At 74.0% G+C, this 17,106-nt stretch carries 17 protein-coding genes; 13 read left to right on the top strand and 4 right to left on the bottom strand.

The features are described from left to right. The first annotated feature begins 183 nt into the window (after positions 1-183). Positions 184-1,575, top strand: a complete 1,392-nt coding sequence (gene mshA, locus ABT238_RS03315; RefSeq protein WP_502891390.1) for a D-inositol-3-phosphate glycosyltransferase — start codon at positions 184-186, stop codon at positions 1,573-1,575. Positions 1,576-1,634: 59 nt separating this feature from the next. After that, positions 1,635-2,174 carry a type III secretion system chaperone family protein gene (locus ABT238_RS03310; protein WP_350755397.1) on the top strand — a complete coding sequence of 180 codons (540 nt, stop codon included), beginning with the start codon at positions 1,635-1,637 and terminating at the stop codon, positions 2,172-2,174. Positions 2,175-2,195: 21 nt separating this feature from the next. Here the strand turns inward: ABT238_RS03310 and ABT238_RS03305 are convergent, their stop codons facing one another. After that, a complete protein-coding gene (locus ABT238_RS03305; RefSeq protein WP_350755395.1) occupies positions 2,196-3,548 on the bottom strand; it encodes an MDR family MFS transporter in 1,353 nt (450 codons plus the stop codon). Between the two features lie 148 nt (positions 3,549-3,696). Here ABT238_RS03305 and ABT238_RS03300 point away from each other — a divergent pair, with 148 nt between their 5' ends. Then, positions 3,697-4,455 (top strand): phosphoglyceromutase, encoded by a 759-nt coding sequence (locus tag ABT238_RS03300; protein ID WP_350564545.1) that lies wholly within the window; start codon positions 3,697-3,699, stop codon positions 4,453-4,455. Positions 4,456-4,684: 229 nt separating this feature from the next. Then, complete coding sequence (locus tag ABT238_RS03295; RefSeq protein ID WP_350564530.1) at positions 4,685-5,272, top strand: lytic polysaccharide monooxygenase; 588 nt, start codon at positions 4,685-4,687, stop codon at positions 5,270-5,272. A gap of 137 nt (positions 5,273-5,409) precedes the next feature. On the opposite strand, the gene ABT238_RS03290 is transcribed toward ABT238_RS03295, so the two are convergent. Together ABT238_RS03290 and phoU are read right to left on the bottom strand one after the other, a co-directional pair. Continuing rightward, positions 5,410-5,586: a hypothetical protein gene (locus ABT238_RS03290; protein ID WP_350564528.1), complete on the bottom strand. Its 177-nt coding sequence runs from the start codon at positions 5,584-5,586 to the stop codon at positions 5,410-5,412. 193 nt (positions 5,587-5,779) lie between these two features. Then, positions 5,780-6,463, bottom strand: coding sequence for a phosphate signaling complex protein PhoU (gene phoU / locus ABT238_RS03285; RefSeq protein ID WP_350564527.1), 684 nt, complete (start codon positions 6,461-6,463; stop codon positions 5,780-5,782). Positions 6,464-6,770: 307 nt separating this feature from the next. On the opposite strand from phoU, the gene phoR reads away from it, so the two are divergent. Continuing rightward, positions 6,771-8,051: a two-component system sensor histidine kinase PhoR gene (phoR, locus tag ABT238_RS03280; RefSeq protein ID WP_350564525.1), complete on the top strand. Its 1,281-nt coding sequence runs from the start codon at positions 6,771-6,773 to the stop codon at positions 8,049-8,051. A 2-nt stretch (positions 8,052-8,053) separates the two neighbouring features. Beyond that, the gene (gene phoP, locus ABT238_RS03275; protein WP_030305055.1) at positions 8,054-8,746 is read left to right on the top strand and encodes a two-component system response regulator PhoP; all 693 of its coding nucleotides are present in this window, start codon (positions 8,054-8,056) and stop codon (positions 8,744-8,746) included. Positions 8,747-8,835: 89 nt separating this feature from the next. On the opposite strand, the gene ABT238_RS03270 is transcribed toward phoP, so the two are convergent. Further along, positions 8,836-9,474 (bottom strand): DUF461 domain-containing protein, encoded by a 639-nt coding sequence (locus ABT238_RS03270; protein ID WP_350755393.1) that lies wholly within the window; start codon positions 9,472-9,474, stop codon positions 8,836-8,838. Positions 9,475-9,891: 417 nt separating this feature from the next. On the opposite strand from ABT238_RS03270, the gene ABT238_RS03265 reads away from it, so the two are divergent. The 7 genes from ABT238_RS03265 (at position 9,892) to ABT238_RS03235 (ending at position 17,073) form a co-directional block, all read left to right on the top strand. Beyond that, positions 9,892-10,374, top strand: coding sequence for a CarD family transcriptional regulator (locus ABT238_RS03265; RefSeq protein ID WP_030244332.1), 483 nt, complete (start codon positions 9,892-9,894; stop codon positions 10,372-10,374). A gap of 259 nt (positions 10,375-10,633) precedes the next feature. Beyond that, positions 10,634-11,392: a 2-C-methyl-D-erythritol 4-phosphate cytidylyltransferase gene (gene ispD, locus ABT238_RS03260; protein ID WP_350755424.1), complete on the top strand. Its 759-nt coding sequence runs from the start codon at positions 10,634-10,636 to the stop codon at positions 11,390-11,392. Then, the gene (gene ispF, locus ABT238_RS03255; RefSeq protein ID WP_350564520.1) at positions 11,382-11,882 is read left to right on the top strand and encodes a 2-C-methyl-D-erythritol 2,4-cyclodiphosphate synthase; all 501 of its coding nucleotides are present in this window, start codon (positions 11,382-11,384) and stop codon (positions 11,880-11,882) included. Before ispD ends, ispF begins: the two co-directional genes overlap by 11 nt. A 144-nt stretch (positions 11,883-12,026) precedes the next feature. Further along, complete coding sequence (locus tag ABT238_RS03250) at positions 12,027-12,422, top strand: PPOX class F420-dependent oxidoreductase (RefSeq protein WP_350564519.1); 396 nt, start codon at positions 12,027-12,029, stop codon at positions 12,420-12,422. Positions 12,423-12,539: 117 nt separating this feature from the next. Continuing rightward, positions 12,540-13,934 carry a cysteine--tRNA ligase gene (gene cysS / locus ABT238_RS03245; RefSeq protein WP_350564517.1) on the top strand — a complete coding sequence of 465 codons (1,395 nt, stop codon included), beginning with the start codon at positions 12,540-12,542 and terminating at the stop codon, positions 13,932-13,934. A 139-nt stretch (positions 13,935-14,073) separates the two neighbouring features. Further along, complete coding sequence (rlmB, locus tag ABT238_RS03240; protein ID WP_350564515.1) at positions 14,074-15,069, top strand: 23S rRNA (guanosine(2251)-2'-O)-methyltransferase RlmB; 996 nt, start codon at positions 14,074-14,076, stop codon at positions 15,067-15,069. Between the two features lie 264 nt (positions 15,070-15,333). Beyond that, the gene (locus tag ABT238_RS03235) at positions 15,334-17,073 is read left to right on the top strand and encodes a DoxX family protein (protein WP_350755391.1); all 1,740 of its coding nucleotides are present in this window, start codon (positions 15,334-15,336) and stop codon (positions 17,071-17,073) included. Positions 17,074-17,106 lie beyond the last annotated feature (33 nt).

Here is a 17,106-nt window from a genome sequence, read left to right as displayed (position 1 = left end):
GTGGTTGGCAGACTGGTGGTGATGTGTGCCCGGACGGGCAGCCGGCCGGCGTGCCGCCACGGGCGCCGTGGCCGTGCGGCGTGCGGGCGAGCGGCGCACACACCGGACAGCAGGCAGAACAGCAGGCGGCAGGCAAGCAGGGCTGCCGAGGCGGGCAGTACACGAGGAGGCTCCAGCCAGGTGATCCAGCACCCCGTCCGTTCGGTACGCCGTGCCCAGCCGGCCGCGCCCGCGCGCGGCCGGCTCCAGTCGCTGGTCCAGGGCGGCCGGCGCCGCCCGCGCCGGATAGCCATGCTCAGCGTCCACACCTCCCCGCTGCACCAGCCGGGGACGGGCGACGCGGGCGGCATGAACGTCTACATCGTGGAGCTGGCCAAGCGGCTGGCCGAGCTCAACATCGAGGTCGAGGTGTTCACCCGGGCGATCTGCTCCGACGACGCGCCCACCGTGGAGCTGGCCCCGGGCGTGCTGGTCCGGCACGTCACGGCGGGCCCGTACGAGGGGCTGGTGAAGGAGGACCTGCCGGCCCAGCTGTGCGCCTTCACCCACGGCGTGCTCCGCACCGAGGCCGGCCACCGCCCCGGCCACTACGACCTGGTCCACTCGCACTACTGGCTCTCCGGCCAGGTCGGCTGGCTGGCCGCCCAGCGCTGGGGCGTGCCGCTGGTGCACACCATGCACACCATGGCCAAGGTGAAGAACGCGGCGCTGGCCGAGGGCGACACCCCCGAGCCGCCGGCCCGGGTGATCGGCGAGACCCAGGTGGTGGAGGCGGCCGACCGGCTGATCGCCAACACCACCGAGGAGGCCGCCGAGCTCGCCCGCTTCTACGCGGCGCGCCCGGAGCAGCTGGCCGTCGTCCACCCGGGCGTCAACCTGGACGTGTTCCGTCCCTCGGCGCCGGCCGGCGCGGGCACCGCGGAGGCCCGCCGGGCCGCCCGGGCCCGGCTGGGGCTGCCCGCCGACGCCGCGGTGCTGCTCTTCGCCGGCCGCATCCAGCCGCTGAAGGCCCCGGACGTGCTGCTGCGCGCCGTCGCCGAGCTGCTGGAGCGGCGCCCGGAGCTGCGCGAGCGGCTGGTGGTGCCGGTGGTCGGCGGCCCGTCCGGCACCGGGCTGGCCCGGCCGGAGAGCCTGCACAAGCTGGCCGCCCAGCTGGGCATCGGCGACGTGGTGCGGTTCCACCCGCCGGTGGGCCAGGCGCGGCTCGCCGAGTGGTACCGGGCCGCGACGGCGCTGGTGATGCCCTCGTACAGCGAGTCGTTCGGACTGGTCGCGCTGGAGGCGCAGGCCTGCGGCACCCCGGTGGTGGCGGCCGCGGTGGGCGGGCTGCCGGTCGCCGTCCGGGACGGCGAGACCGGCACCCTGGTGGGCGGCCACGACCCGGTGGCCTGGTCGCACGCGCTGGAGCCGTACGTCACCGACCCTGAGCTGGTGGCCCGGCGGGGCGCCGCGGCGGCCCGGCACGCGGCCGGGTTCGGCTGGGACACCGCCGCCGCGACCACCGCCGAGGTGTACGCCGGCAGCCTGGTCCGGTCGCTCGGCCGGCTGGCCGGGGCGCGTCAGCGGCGCGTCTGAGCCGGTCGCCGCGGATCCGCTACTGCGCGGGGGGCGTACCGCCGAGTAACGTCACCCCCATGGCAATCCGCACCAAGGACGAGGCCCTGACCCTCCTGCGCACCGCCCTGGACGAGGCCGGGGTGGCCTGGGAGCCGGCCCCCACCGATCCGTACACCCTGGTGGCGGCCCTCCCGGGCACCCGGAAGCTGAGCACCACCTGTGCCCTGCGGGTCGGCGACCACACCCTCTCGGTGAACGCCTTCGTGGTCCGCCGCCCGGACGAGAACCACGAGGCGGTCTACCGCTGGCTGCTGGAGCGCAACACCCGGCTCTACGGCGTGGCGTACGCGGTCGACGGGCTCGGGGACGTCTACCTGGCGGGCCGGCTGCCGCTGGAGGCGCTGACCCCGGACACCGTGGACCGGCTGCTGGGCACGGTGCTGGAGAACGCCGACGAGCCCTTCAACACCCTGCTGGAGCTGGGCTTCGCGACCGCGATCCGGCGGGAGTGGGAGTGGCGGACCAAGCGCGGCGAGTCGACCCGCAACCTGGCGGCCTTCGCCCACCTCGCCGCCCCGGCCCCGGACGCGGCGCCGGAGGCCCCGGCGGCCGAGTAGCCGGCCGGGGCCGCTTCCGGTTCAGCCGCCGGCCGGGGCCCGCTGCGGCTCGGCGGCCCGCGCGGTGTCCGGTGCCGCCGGCGCGGGCCGGGCGTCCGCCGGGGCCGCCGCGTCCGCCGAGGTGGCCACCGCCGCCGGCTTCGCCAGCGCCGCCCCCGGCCGCCGGCCGAGCAGGACGTACCCGCCGGCGGCGAGCGTGCCGAGCACCGCGCACGCCCCCCACATCACCCCGCTGCCGGCCCGCTCCAGCAGCACGCCGCCCGCAGCCGGGCCGAGGAACGAGGCGAGCGACCAGGACAGCGAGTAGACGCCCTGGTAGCGGCCGCGCGCCTCGGCCGGGGACAGCTCGGCGACCAGGCCCATCATGGTCGGCGCGTTCAGGATCTCGCCGAGCGTCCAGACCGCCACGGTGAACGCGTAGAACCAGGCCGAGGAGCCGGCCAGCGCGGTCAGCCCGAAGCCCCAGCCGATGAGCAGCGCGCTGGCGACCAGCAGGGCCGTCCGGTCCCGCCCCTCCATCCACCGGGTGACCGGGATCTGGAGCACCACGATGAGCAGGCCGTTGAGACCGATCACCAGGCCGTACTGGCTGGAGGTGATGCCGGCCCGGCCCATGTCCACGGCCAGCGTGGTCGAGCCCTGCTGGGCGACCAGGGCGAGCAGCAGGTTGAGCACCACCACCGCCATGAAGCGGCCGTCCCGGAACACCTCGGCCAGGCCGATCGCCGGCCGGGCCTTCGGTCCGCCCTGGGCCGCGGCGGGCGCCTGGGGCCGGGTCTCGGGGATGCGCACGAAGATGACCACCGCGCAGATCACCGTGGACAGCGCGTCCAGCAGGAAGAGCGTGAGGTAGCCGTGGGTGGCGATCAGTCCGGCGACCGCCGCGGAGAGGCCGAAGCCGATGTTGATCGCCCAGTAGTTCAGCGAGAAGGCGCGCACCCGGTCCTCGGCCGGCACGATGTCCGCGATGATCGCCGAGGTCGCGGGGCGGGTGGCGTTGTTGCAGAAGCCGACCAGGAAGGCGACCACCGCGATGGCCACCTGCCCGTCGCTGAAGCCGAGCAGCGCGGTGAACAGGGCGGTGCCGAGCTGGGCGGCGACCAGCGTCGGCCGCCGCCCGATCCGGTCCGCCAGCACGCCGGCGACGACGGAGGCGATCGCCGAGCCGAGGCCGAACAGCGAGGCGACCAGGCCCGCGTACGAGGCCGAGTAGCCCCGGTCGGTGGTCAAGTAGAGTGCGAGAAAAGTGACCACGAACGCGCCGAGCTTGTTGATCAGCGTGCTGCTCCACAGCCACCAGAACTGGCGCGGAAGCCCGCTCACCGCCTCGGCGACGGCTCTGGTGGCACGGGTGGGCAGGGGCGAGTCGGGCATGTGGGGGCTCCCGGGCAGGCGGATGTCCGCTGAGCCGTACGGGCAGGACCGCTCAGCAGGAGGGTAAGAGTCTCTGGCGCGGAGCACACCTTACCTGCCGGGCGAGGCCCCGACCAGGGGTTTTCCGGGCTCCACTAAGCTGGGGGCCATGGCTGACACGACGTACCGACTCATCCTGCTCCGCCACGGTGAGAGCGAGTGGAACCAGAAGAACCTGTTCACCGGTTGGGTCGACGTCGACCTCAACGAGAAGGGCGAGAAGGAGGCCGCGCGCGGTGGCGAGCTGCTCGCCGCCGAGGGCTTCCTCCCGGACGTGCTGCACACCTCGCTGCTGCGCCGGGCCATCCGCACCTCGCAGATCGCCCTGGACAAGGCCGACCGCCACTGGATCCCGGTCAGCCGCAGCTGGCGCCTGAACGAGCGGCACTACGGCGCGCTCCAGGGCAAGGACAAGGCCCAGACCCTGGCCGAGTTCGGCGAGGAGCAGTTCCAGCTCTGGCGCCGCTCCTACGACACCCCGCCGCCGGTGCTGGCCGACGACTCCGAGTACTCGCAGGCCGGTGACGCCCGCTACGCCGGGATCCCGAGCGAGCTGCGTCCGCGCACCGAGTGCCTCAAGGACGTCGTCGAGCGGATGCTCCCGTACTGGTACGACGCCATCGTCCCGGACCTCGCCGCCGGCCGGACCGTCCTGGTGACCGCCCACGGCAACAGCCTGCGCGCGCTGGTCAAGCACCTCGACGGCATCTCCGACGCCGAGATCGCCGGCCTCAACATCCCGACCGGCATCCCGCTGGTCTACGAGCTGGACGCCGACTTCAAGCCGACCGTCCCGGGCGGCCGCTACCTCGACCCGGAGGCCGCCGCCGCCGCGATCGAGGCGGTCAGGAACCAGGGCAAGAAGTAACCCGCACCGGCCGTCGAGGGCCCCGCTCCCCGTTCGGGGGCGGGGCCCTTCGCGTTCAACTCACCTGTGCATGGGGTGAGTTCGCCGTGTCGCAGAAATGGTTCAGACCATTGACGGCCCCGGTGGCGGCTCCTACGGTGTGAGCGCCGACCCGGCGCGGGCATGCCGGCCCCCACGCACGCGTGTCCGTGCCCGGCGCACTCTCCATCCACCCCCACGGAGGAGCATCATGCGCACACGTCATGTCGTCGGAGCCGTCGTGGCCGCCCTCGCGGTGCCGGTCGCGGTCGCCCTTCCGGCGCAGTCGCACGGCTACATCACCACCCCGCCCAGCCGGGCCGCGCTCTGCGGCGCGGGCACGGTGACCAACTGCGGCGCGATCCGCTGGGAGCCGCAGAGCGTCGAGGGGCCGAAGGGCTTCCCGGCCTCGGGACCGGCCGACGGCCTCATCTGTGCCGGAGGCAACAGCCGCTTCGCCGAGCTGGACGACCCGCGCGGCGGCGCCTGGCCGGCCACCGCCGTCTCCGCGGGCCAGCGGCTGACCTTCACCTGGCGGTTCACCGCCCGGCACGCCACCTCGGGCTTCCGGTACTACCTGACCAAGCCCGGCTACAGCGCCTCGCAGAAGGTCACCCGGGCCAACCTGGAGCTGACCCCGTTCCTGAACGTCCCCTACAACGGCACCCAGGTGCCCAGCACGCTCAGCCACACCGCGACCCTGCCCTCCGGCCGGACCGGCCACCAGGTGGTCGTCGCGGTCTGGGACGTCGCGGACACCGGCAACGCCTTCTACTCCTGCACGGACGTCACGTTCTGAGACCCGCCCCGCTGACCCCGCCGGCGCCCCGGCGGTGAGGAGACCGGGGTGCACGGCCGTCTCCCACGGCAGCCGTGCACCCCGGAGCTCCACGGTGGCACCGGGGGAGGGACGAACGGGTGGTCCCCGGCGGCCCCTCAGTGGCCGCAGCAGCCGCCGTCGACCCCGCCGCACTGGCAGGGGGCGCCGGACTGGCAGCCACAGCCGCAGCCCGGACCGCAGCCGCAGCCGGCCGCGAGGACGGGCAGCAGCTTCGGGGCGGGCGTTTCGATGGTCTCGGGAGCCGATGCCGGGCCGGTCGGGTGTGCCTTCATCGTGCTGACCCCTCCTTCTGGCGGGCACACCACGGTGCCCTACGGATTCGAGTGAAACCGCCGACCGGAGGGAGCGTCAACGGGCGCGCAGTGGTGGGGAGTACGGCTTCCCGTGCTCCTCCACCACCCCGGCCCGGGGTTTACCCACCCCCGGGAAGAAGGGCCGTCCCGGGGACGGCGGGCCGCCCGGAGGTCACTCCGCCTCGGCGGCGGCCTCGGTCGCCGCGACGAACTCCTCCACGTGCTCGCCGGTCACCAGGTACACCACGCGCTTGGCCACCGAGACCGCGTGGTCGGCGAAGCGCTCGTAGTAGCGGCCGACCAGGGTGACGTCCACCGCGGTCTCGATGCCGTGGTGCCAGCGCTCGTCGATGAGGTGCGCGAACAGCTCGCGGTGCAGCGCGTCGATCGCGTCGTCGTCCTGCTCCAGCTCCAGCGCCTTGTCGACGTCCTTGGTGGCGATCACCAGGCCGGCCTTGGCCACCAGCCGCTGGGCGAGCTGACCCATCTCCAGGACGGTCGCGTGCAGGTCGCCGGGGACGGCCGACGCCGGGTAGCGGAGCCGCGCCACCTTGGCGACGTGCCGGGCGAGGTCGCCGCAGCGCTCCAGGTCGGAGCTCATCCGCAGCGAGGTGACGACGATGCGCAGGTCGGTGGCGACCGGCTGCTGACGGGCGAGCAGGTCGATCGCCCGGTTCTCCAGCTCGTGGTGCAGGTCGTTGATCTTCTCGTCGGCGGCGATCACGCTCTCCGCCAGCGCCAGGTCCGCGTCGAGGAGTGCGGTGGTGGCCCGCCCGAGGGCCGAACCGACGAGCCGGGCCATCTCGACCAGGCTGTCGCCGATCGAGTCGAGTTCCTCGTGGTACGCGTCGCGCATGCTCTCTCCTCAGTAGCTGTGTCGGTGGCGGTGCCGACCGGTCATCCGGTACGACGGTCAGTAGGACGTACGGATGGCCGCTGCTGGTGGCGCGCATCGTACGCGCACACCCGGGGCGACGGGCGGCCGTTTGGCCGGGCCGCCCCTCCCACACGGGCTCCGGCGCCCACTGTGGGCCGTCCGGGCGACCACGCACGACCCGTTCGGTGAACCGACAGCTACCTGAAGGTGAATTCTCGGCAACGTGCGGCCGATCCCTTGATCGAGCCCGTGGGGAGCGCCCTCACCGTGCGCTTAGGCTGGCGGTATGGACGTGAACGTGGCCGCCGCCGCTGCCTGCGCCATAGCCGGGCTCGGCGTCGGCCTCACGGCCTCGATCGCCTTCCGTTGGAGCGAGCGCGAGCAGGCCAGGGGCAGGTACGGCGGAACCAACCGGAACCAGGGCCGTCACCAGGGCCTCCCGGCGCAGGAACCCCCGCTGCCCCCGGGGGTCGACACCGTTCTCTCCGTGCTGCGCTCCTGCGCGATCGTCCTCGGCGAGAGCGACGACGTGGTCAAGGCCAGCTCGGCGGCGTACGCGATGGGCCTGGTGCGCGGCGGCGCGGTCGCCGTCGACCAGCTGCTCGCGCTGGCCCGCTCCACCCGCCGGGACGGCGAGATCCGCCAGCTCGATCTGGAGCTGCCCCGCCCGGGCGCGGCGCGCGCCGCCGAACCGCTCGCGGTCTCGGCCCGGGTCGCCCCGCTGGGCTCCCGGCTGGTCCTGGTGCTGGTCGAGGACCAGACCGAGCGCCGCCGGGTGGAGGCCGTCCGCCGCGACTTCGTGGCCAACGTCAGCCACGAGCTCAAGACCCCGGTCGGCGCGCTCTCGCTGCTCTCCGAGGCGGTCGCGGACGCGGCCGACGACCCGGAGGCGGTGCAGCGCTTCGCGGGCCGGATGCAGATCGAGGCGACCAGGCTGGCCAGCCTGGTCCAGGAGATCATCGACCTCTCCCGGGTCCAGGACGACCGGCTGATGGTCGACCCGGAGCCGGTCGCGGTGGACGAGCTGATCGCCGAGGCGATCGACCGCTGCCGCCAGCAGGCCGCCGCCAAGCAGATCCTCATCGCGGCCGGCGGCATCGCCGGCCTCTACCTGCACGGCAACCGCGGCCAGCTCGCCGCCGCGCTCGGCAACCTCGTCGAGAACGCCGTCAACTACAGCCCGCCGCGGACCAGGGTCGCGATCGCCACCCGCCGGATCTCCAGCGCCGCCGCGCTGGGCGAGGCCGACGGCGAGCTCATCGAGATCTCGGTGACCGACCAGGGCATCGGCATCTCCGAGAAGGACCGCGAGCGGGTCTTCGAACGGTTCTACCGGGTCGACCCCGCACGCTCCCGGCAGACCGGCGGCACCGGCCTCGGCCTGTCCATCGTCAAGCACGTGGCCGCCTCGCACGGCGGCACCGTGTCGGTGTGGAGCGTCGAGGGCCAGGGCTCCACCTTCACCCTCCGCCTGCCCGCCGGGCAGGCCCCCGTGGACCGCCCCCGTGCGGGGGAGTCCGCGCATTCCCTGTCAGAAACAACCCCCCAGCTTGCCCCGGAGGCCTGATCGTGACCCGAGTACTGGTGGTCGAGGACGAGGAGTCGTTCAGCGACGCCCTCTCGTACATGCTCCGCAAGGAGGGCTTCGAGGTGGCCATCGCCGCCACCGGCCCCGACGCGCTGGAGCAGTTCGAACGCAACGGCGCCGACCTCGTCCTGCTCGACCTGATGCTGCCGGGGCTGCCCGGCACCGAGGTCTGCCGCCAGCTGCGGGTGCGCTCCAACGTGCCGGTGATCATGGTCACCGCCAAGGACAGCGAGATCGACAAGGTGGTCGGTCTGGAGATAGGCGCGGACGACTACGTCACCAAGCCCTACTCCACCCGTGAGCTGGTCGCCCGGATCCGCGCGGTGCTGCGCCGCCGCGGCGAGAACGAGGGCCCCGGCGACGGCGGCGGCCCCGGCGCGCTGGAGGCGGGCCCGGTCCGGATGGACGTCGACCGGCACGTGGTGACCGTGGACGGCGCCAAGGTCGACCTGCCGCTCAAGGAGTTCGACCTGCTGGAGATGCTGCTGCGCAACGCCGGCCGGGTGCTCACCCGGATGCAGCTGATCGACCGGGTCTGGGGCGCCGACTACGTCGGCGACACCAAGACGCTGGACGTCCACGTCAAGCGGCTGCGGGCGAAGATCGAGCCGGACCCGGGCGCCCCGCGCTACCTGGTCACGGTGCGCGGCCTCGGCTACAAGTTCGAGCCGTAAACCCGGGCTCCCGGCCCCACCGACGCGAACGCCCCTCCGGCACCGGCCGGAGGGGCGTTCGCGTCTCTGCGGTGCGACGGCGCCGGGCCTCAGTGGGCGGCCGGGACCGCCGGGGCCGAGGAGGTGGTGCCGGCGGCCGGGGCGTGGGCGCCCGCGGCCGGAGTGGTGGCACCCGCGGCCGGGGTGGCGGCCTTGGTCGGCGCGGCCGCCGGGGCGGTCGGGCCGAAGCCCTTGTACAGGTCCTTGTTCGGGCTGACCTGGGCCTGGGCGTCCAGCTTCTCGTGGTTCTTGAACGTGAAGGAGGTCGCCACGTAGCCGCCCACGGTCACGGTGGTGGAGGCGACCTTGGCGGTCGGGTTGCCCGGACCGCCGAGCAGCACCGCGCCGCCGGCCGGGACGGAGATGCTGGTCAGCGGGGCGCCCGTGGCGTCGGTGAAGGCGGCGGGGGCACCACCGGCGACGGTGACGGCCTGCAGCTCGAGCACCTCGGACCCGGTGTTGCTGATGTTCACCGTCACGTTGGCGGGGCCGGTGTGCTCGCCGGAGGACTCGTCCCCGGTGACCACGACGATGTTGTTCAGCAGGACGTTGGTGCCCAGGGTGGCGGACACGTTGTCCGGCTTGATCTGCAGGGTCTCCGGGGTGTTCCCGGCGGCGCAGGAGGACAACGAGGCGATGGCCAGGGCGGCGAGGGCGGCGATGCTGCCGCGTCGAAGGCTGCGGCTCACGGCGGCGGCTTCTCCTAAGTCACGTGTCGGAAGGTCAGGTCTCAGATTATCGACCTCGCTTATGCCGTCCTCACGGGGTGGTCCCTTCGTGTCGCGCGCCAGGTGCGGACGGGGCGTCCGGACGGCGGCACGTCCGCGTGTTCAGGTCAAGGGCCGACCAAGATCGGATCACGATCCGGAAACGACCCGATAAACGGTGAAAGCTCAAGATCAAATCACGGTTTCGGGAGTGTTGCCAGGGGTTTCGGCGAGCGGCGGAACCGCCTCCGACCTGCGGGAAGCCCTCCTCGAACACCGGTCGCAGCACGTCATGGGGGTCCTTGTCAAGCCCCGAGACCGGCCCTGACCTGCGAAAACGCCCTTCGGGTGCGCCGAAAAGCGTGTTATTCTGGAAAGCCACGGAAGGGGTCCTGTCACATGACGTTCAAGGTTGGCGACACGGTGGTCTACCCCCATCACGGGGCCGCGCTGATCGAGGCCATCGAAATTCGCCAGATCAAAGGTGTGGACAAGACCTACCTGGTGCTCAAGGTGCAGCAGGGAGACCTGACGCTCCGCGTGCCCGCCGAGAACGCGGAGTTCGTCGGCGTGCGCGATGTGGTCGGCCAGGAGGGTCTGGACCGGGTCTTCGAGGTGCTCCGCGCACCGTACACCGAAGAGCCGACCAACTGGTCCCGTCGCTACAAGGCGAACCTGGAGAAGCTCGCCTCGGGCGACGTCATCAAGGTCGCCGAGGTCGTGCGCGACCTGTGGCGCCGCGAGCGCGAGCGCGGTCTCTCCGCCGGCGAGAAGCGCATGCTCGCCAAGGCGCGCCAGATCCTCGTCAGCGAGCTCGCGCTGGCGGAGAACACCAACGAGGACAAGGCGGAGACGCTGCTCGACGAGGTGCTCGCCTCGTAGCGGCCGTCCGCTCCACAACGCTCACAGCGCCCGATGCCGGCGCGCCGCCCACCGGACCGACGGTCCGCGGGTGGTGCAGTGGCACTTCGGGCGCTGAGGCGTGTCCGGACGACGCCCCCGCACCCGAGCGGCCCGGTCGGCCTCGGGTCTGCATGACCGTTTCTGCTCATGTCGCGGGCGGAAGACGGTGGTGCTTCGGAAGGGGTCCGCGCCCGTCGTGCACGCCATGGCCATACCCACTTCGCCGAAGGAGTGAAACCTGAACGCCACAGCAGCAGTCGCAGCAGCAGTGGTGCCCGCCGCCGGCCGCGGTGAGCGCCTGGGGCCGGGGGCCCCCAAGGCCCTGCGTGAACTGGGCGGCGTGCCGCTCCTGGTGCACGCCGTCCGGGCGCTGACCCGCAGCCGCGCGGTCGGCCTGGTCGTGGTCGCCGCCCCCGCCGACGGGGTGGCCGGGGTGGTCGCCCTGCTCGACAGCCACGGCCTTGAGGGCAAGGACATCCGGGTGGTGGCCGGCGGGGCGACCCGCCAGGAGTCGGTCCGGCTGGGCCTGGCCGCCATCCCGGCCGAGGTCGGCATCGTGCTGGTGCACGACGCGGCCCGCCCGCTGGTCCCGGTCGAGGTGGTGGACGCGGTGGCCTCCGCCGTCCGGGCCGGGGCCGAGGCGGTGGTGCCGGCGGTGCCGCTGGCCGACACCGTCAAGCGGGTCGAGCCGGTGCCGGGCGGGCCCGAGCCGGTGCTCGACACGCCCGACCGGGCCACCCTGCGCGCGGTGCAGACCCCGCAGGGCTTCCGCCGGGAGACGCTGGCCGGGGTGCACGCCAAGGCGCTGGCCGAGGAGGGCGCGGCGGACGGGACCGGCCTGCCGCCGGTCACCGACGACGCGGGCCTGGTCGAGCGGTTCGGCGGCCGGGTGGTCGTGGTGCCCGGGCACGAGGAGGCGTTCAAGGTGACCCGTCCGCTGGACCTCGTTCTCGCCGAGGCCGTACTCGCCCGCCGGAGGGCCGCCGATGCCTACTGACCCGCACACCCCCGTCGTCCCCCGGATCGGGATCGGCACCGACGTGCACGCCTTCGAGGCCGGTCGCCCGCTGTGGGTGGCCGGGCTGGAGTGGCCGGGCGCCGAGGCCGGCCTGGCCGGGCACTCGGACGCCGACGTGGCCGCCCACGCCGCCTGCGACGCGCTGTTCTCGGCCGCCGGGATCGGCGACCTGGGCGCGCACTTCGGCACCGACCGGCCGGAGTGGGCCGGGGCGTCCGGGGTGACGCTGCTCGGCGAGGCGGCCCGGCTGGTGCGCGCGGCGGGCTTCGAGATCGGCAACGTCGCGATCCAGGTGATCGGGGTCCGGCCGAAGATCGGCAAGCGCCGGGCGGAGGCGCAGGCCGCGCTCGGCGCCGCGGTCGGCGCCCCGGTCTCGGTCTCCGGCACCACCACCGACGGGCTCGGGCTGACCGGGCGCGCCGAGGGGCTCGCGGCGATCGCCACCGCGCTGGTGTACGAGCGGCCCTGACCTCCGCGGAGGGCGGCCGGGAACAATCCCCGGCTGACGGGTGTTCACCGGGCGTTGCGCGGGCCCGAGTCGATAGTGTTCGGGTCGGGCCCGCGCGGGCTTCCCCCTCGGGCCGTACCAGCTGCCGACGAGATGAGGTTTCCGATGAGCGCCCAACTCTCCGACCAGGCCAAGGCCCTGCTCGACGCCAAGAGCTTCGCCGTGGTCTCCACGATCCAGCCCGACGGCAGCCCCCAGTCCTCCGTGGTCTGGGTGAAGCGCGACGGCGAGGACATCCTGTTCTCCACCGTCGAGGGGCGCCGCAAGCACCTCAACCTGGTGAAGGACCCGCGGGTCTCGCTGGTGGTCAACCCGCCGGAGAGCCCGTACACCTACCTGGAGGTGCGCGGCGAGGTCACCCTGACCCGCGAGGGCGGCCGGGAGCTGATCGACGAGCTGGCCCGCAAGTACCAGGACGCGGAGTCGTACGGCTACGACGGCCCGGACGACGTGCGGGTGGTCGTCCGGATCACCCCGCGGAAGGTGGTCGGCTCGATCTGAGCCACCGGCGCGGCGGGGGAGGCCCCGGGGCATCACCCGGCGGAAAAGGTTCCGTCGGGGGCCTTGACATTCCGGAATGTCGCGGGGCACCCCCTGCTGCCCACTACGCTTGACGCTGTGAGCATTCGACTGTACGACACCAGCACCCGACAGGTACGCGACTTCGTCCCGCTTGTCCCGGGTTGTGTCTCGATCTACCTGTGCGGCGCTACCGTCCAGTCGGCGCCACACATCGGGCACATCCGCTCCTATCTCAACTTCGACGTGATGCAGCGGTGGTTCGCCTACCGCGGCTACCAGGTGACCTTCGCCCGGAACGTCACCGACATCGACGACAAGATCATCGCCAAGGAGCGCGAGCTCGGCACGCCGTGGTGGCAGATCGCCTACGAGAACGAGCGCGCCTTCAACGACGGCTACAACGCGCTCGGCTGCCTGCCGCCGACCGTCGAACCGCGCGCGACCGGGCACATCCCCGAGATGGTCGAGATGATGCGCGGGCTCATCGAGAAGGGCCACGCCTACGCGGCCGACGGCAACGTCTACTTCGACGTGAAGTCGTACCCCGACTACCTCGCGCTCTCCAACCAGAAGCTGGAGAACCTCCAGCAGCCCTCCGGCGAGAACGAGACCGGCAAGCGCGACCCGCGCGACTTCGCGATGTGGAAGGCCGCCAAGCCGGGCGAGCCGAGCTGGGAGACCCCGTGGGGCCGCGGCCGTCCGGGCTGGCACCTGGAGTGCTCGGCGATGGCCCACAAGTACCTGGGCCCGGCCTTCGACGTCCACGGCGGCGGGCTCGACCTGATCTTTCCGCACCACGAGAACGAGATCGCCCAGTCCAAGGCCTACGGCGACGGCTTCGCCAACTTCTGGGTGCACAACGCCTGGGTCACCATGGCCGGCGAGAAGATGAGCAAGTCGCTGGGCAACTCGGTGCTGGTCTCCGAGATGGTCCGGCGCTGGCGGCCGATCGTGCTCCGCTACTACCTGGCGGCCCCGCACTACCGCTCGATGATCGAGTACAGCGAGGAGTCGCTGCGCGAGGCCGAGGCCGGTTTCGGCCGGATCGAGGGCTTCATCCAGCGCGCCGTGGAGCGCTGCGGGAAGGTCGACGCGGCGCCCGAGGTGCCGCCGGCCTTCGCCGAGGCGATGGACGACGACCTGGGCGTGCCGCAGGCGCTGGCCATCGTGCACACCGCCGTCCGCCAGGGCAACAGCGCCCTCACCGCGGACGACAAGGAGAGCGCGGTGGCGCGCTTGGCCGAGGTCCGTGCGATGCTCGGAGTACTGGGTCTGGACCCGCTCGACCCGCAGTGGACCGGGACGGAGCGCGGCGAGGACCTGCACGGCGTGGTCGACTCGCTGGTCCGCCTCGTCCTGGACCAGCGCCAGGCGGCACGGGCCCGCAAGGACTTCGCGACCGCGGACGCCATCCGCGACCAGCTCGGCCTGGCCGGGCTGGCGATCGAGGACACCCCGTCCGGCCCGCGCTGGACGATCAACAGCCAGTAACCCCCGGGCGACCGAGGGGTGAGGTGGGCCGTACCGGACCGGTGCGGCCCTCCCGCATGACGGAGCGCATGCCGTCGGGCGCCACCGGCACGGGCCGGTGCGGCCGGCCATGCCGCACAGACAGACAGGAAGTACAGCCATGGCCGGCAACAGCCAGCGCAGGAACCGCCGCAACCCCGGGTCGAAGAAGGGCGCGAGTGTCGGTACCGGCGGCCACAGCCGGAAGGCGCTCCAGGGCAAGGGCCCGACCCCGCCCGGCGAGGAGCGCAAGGGCCACCCGAAGCAGCGGGCCGCCAACGCCGCGCTCAAGCGCGAGCGGGACGCCAAGGCCCGGGCCGGCATGCGCCGGGCCGGTGGCGGCGGCCGGGGCGGCCGCGGCGGCGCCGGCTCCGCCGAGCTGGTCTTCGGCCGCAACTCGGTGGTCGAGGCCCTGCAGGGCGACGTGCCGGCCAACGCGCTGTACGTCCAGCAGTTCATCGACACCGACGACCGGGTCCGCGACGCCTTCCAGGCCGCCAACGACCGCGGCATCCCGCTGATGGAGGCCCCGCGCCCGCAGCTGGACCAGATGACCGGCGGGATGAACCACCAGGGCCTGGTGCTGCAGGTCCCGCCGTACGAGTACGCGCACCCCGAGGACCTGCTGGACGAGGCCGCGGACAGCGGCCGCGACGCGCTGATCGTCGCGCTGGACGGCGTCACCGACTCCCGCAACCTGGGCGCCGTGGTCCGTTCCGCCGCCGCCTTCGGCGCGCACGGCGTGGTCATCCCGGAGCGCCGGGCGGCCGGCATGACCGCCGGTGCCTGGAAGACCTCCTCGGGCGCGGCGGCCCGGCTGCCCGTCGCCCGGGCCACCAACCTGACCCGCGCCCTGGAGGCGTACCAGAAGGCCGGGCTGATGGTGATCGGCCTGGCGGCCGACGGCGAGGCCGAGATCGGCGACCTGGAGGCGCTGACCGGGCCGGTGGTGATCGTCGCGGGCAGCGAGGGCAAGGGCCTGTCCCGGCTGGTCTCGGAGACCTGCGACCTGCGGGTGCGGATCCCGATGTCGGGGCTGACCGAGTCGCTGAACGCGGGCGTCGCGGCCGGCGTCGTGCTCTACGAGGCGGCCCGGCTGCGCGCCAAGGTCGGCTGACCACCGCACCCTCCGGGGGCGGGTGAGGGCCCGAGCACAGCGCGGGTGCCCGGCGCAACGCGTTCTCCGCAACCGCCCGCCGTTCGCCCGCAAGTCAGGGGAAAGCGATCGGATCCGCCCGGATCCGATCGCTTTTCTCATGATCACTTCAAGGGGACTCCCGATATCCACTCGGGAGAGTGTCCTAACCGGGCGTCACCCGGTTAGACGGGCGTGGACACCAGAACACCTCGGCGCCCGCTCCTGGGCGGTGGCAGCCCCGGGATGGACGCGGGCCCCGGCCTCAACACCGTCAAGGTGCCGTCGGACCCGGCGCGCCTCAGCAGCACCCAGGCGAGCTTCCGGCTCAGGCTCGGCGCCCCGGTGGCGCCGTTGATCGACGCGCCGGCCGGACTGCTGTCCACCGGCGCCGCGTTCGGCGACCCCTACGGCGCCCAGGGCCTGATCCGCCGCCCGCTGGTCACCCCGCAGGTGGTCGTCCCCGCGGCCGACGTGCCCTCGCTCGTCGGCGGTCTCGCCGGGGCACCGCCGCGCCGCAAGGGGCGGGTCACCCCGGTCACCTGGACCGGCGAGGCGCGCCCGGGCGACGTCGCGGCCACCCAGCTGCTGGAGGCCGTCCGGCTGGGCGCCGTCCCGGCCGGCGTCGGCGGACGCGGCGGACGCTCCGGCGGCTCCCTGGCGGACGCGGACACCCAGCTGATCCCGCCGTACGGCGGCGCCCGGGCGGTGCCCCGCCAGCCGCGCGAGGGCGGCGGCACCGCCACCCAGGCCGGCGTCGGCCCGGTCGGCGCGCCGCAGGGCTGGACGCCCAGCGGCGAGCTGCCCGAGGTCTCGGCCGCCGGCGCCGAGGGCCGCCAGCCCTGGTACCCCGGCCGCCGGGTCGACCTCGGCCTGGTGCTGCTGCCGCTGCGCGCCGTGCTCGGCTCGCTCTCCGTCTACGCCGGGTTCAGCAAGCTCTGCGACCCGGTGTACTTCGACGGCGGCGAGCGTGGCTCGATGATGCGCTGGCTCTCCTCGCTGCACCCCTGGAAGGTCGCCGAGCCGCTGCTGTCCTTCGCCATGGCGCACCCGGTCGGCTCCGGCCTGGTGGTGTCGTTCGCCGAGATCGTGGTCGGCGTGCTGACCGTGCTCGGACTCTGGCAGCGGCTCGCGGCCGGCACGGCGATGGCGCTGTCCGCCGCGCTGCTGTTCACGGTGAGCTGGCGGGCCGTCCCGGTGTACGACACGCCCGACCTGATCTTCCTGGCGGCCTGGAGCCCGCTGCTGATCGCCGGGGCGCCGTTCGCCTCGCTGGACGGCCGGCTCGGCCTGGAGGCCTGGCGGCGCTACGGCGCCGGCGCCCCGGCCGCGCTGCGCCGCCGGGTGCTGCGGCGCGGCGCGGTGGTCGCCTCGGTGGTCATCGGCCTGACCCTGCTGCTCGGCTCGATGCTGGGCGCGGCGGTCCGCACCGGCGCCCGGCCGCAGCCGCCCGCGCCGCCCCGGCCGGCCACCGAGTACGGCACGCCGGTCTGGCCGAGCGGCGGACCGTCCGCGACCCCGAGCGCCAAGGCCCCGGCCGCCCCGGCGACCTCGCCGGCCCCGACCCGGCCGGCCGCGCCGAGCGCCGCGCCCACCACCGCGGCGCCGTCCGCCACCCCGTCCGCGTCGAAGCCGGGCACGGCCCCGGCCACCGCCACGCCGAGCGGCAGGGCGAAGGCCTCGGGCCGGCCGGAGACCGGGACGGCCCCCTCCGGGGCGCCGGCGGCCGGGCCGTCCAGCGCACCGGCCCCGGCCGGGTCGGCGCCCGCGCAGCGCGCCACCCCGGGCCCGGCGACCGGCACCGGTTCGGCGCCCAAGCCCGCGCCGAGCGCCGGGACCGGCGCCCCGAGCGGCTCCGGCAACGGCGCGGGCGGCTCCGGCTCGGGGCTGCTGGGCGGGGTGCTGGGCAGCGCTCCGCTGGCCGAGCTGTCCGGCGGCGGTGCCCGCCCGTCCGCCGCCCGCCCCGGGGCGGCGACGGCCACCTGACGGACCGGGCGATCGGCCCGGTGACGGCGATCG

The organism is Kitasatospora sp. NPDC001527 (assembly GCF_040298605.1).
Classification (GTDB): domain Bacteria; phylum Actinomycetota; class Actinomycetes; order Streptomycetales; family Streptomycetaceae; genus Kitasatospora.
The sequence above is the reverse complement of the archived record's forward strand: the minus strand, read 5'-3'. Positions and strand labels throughout refer to the sequence as shown.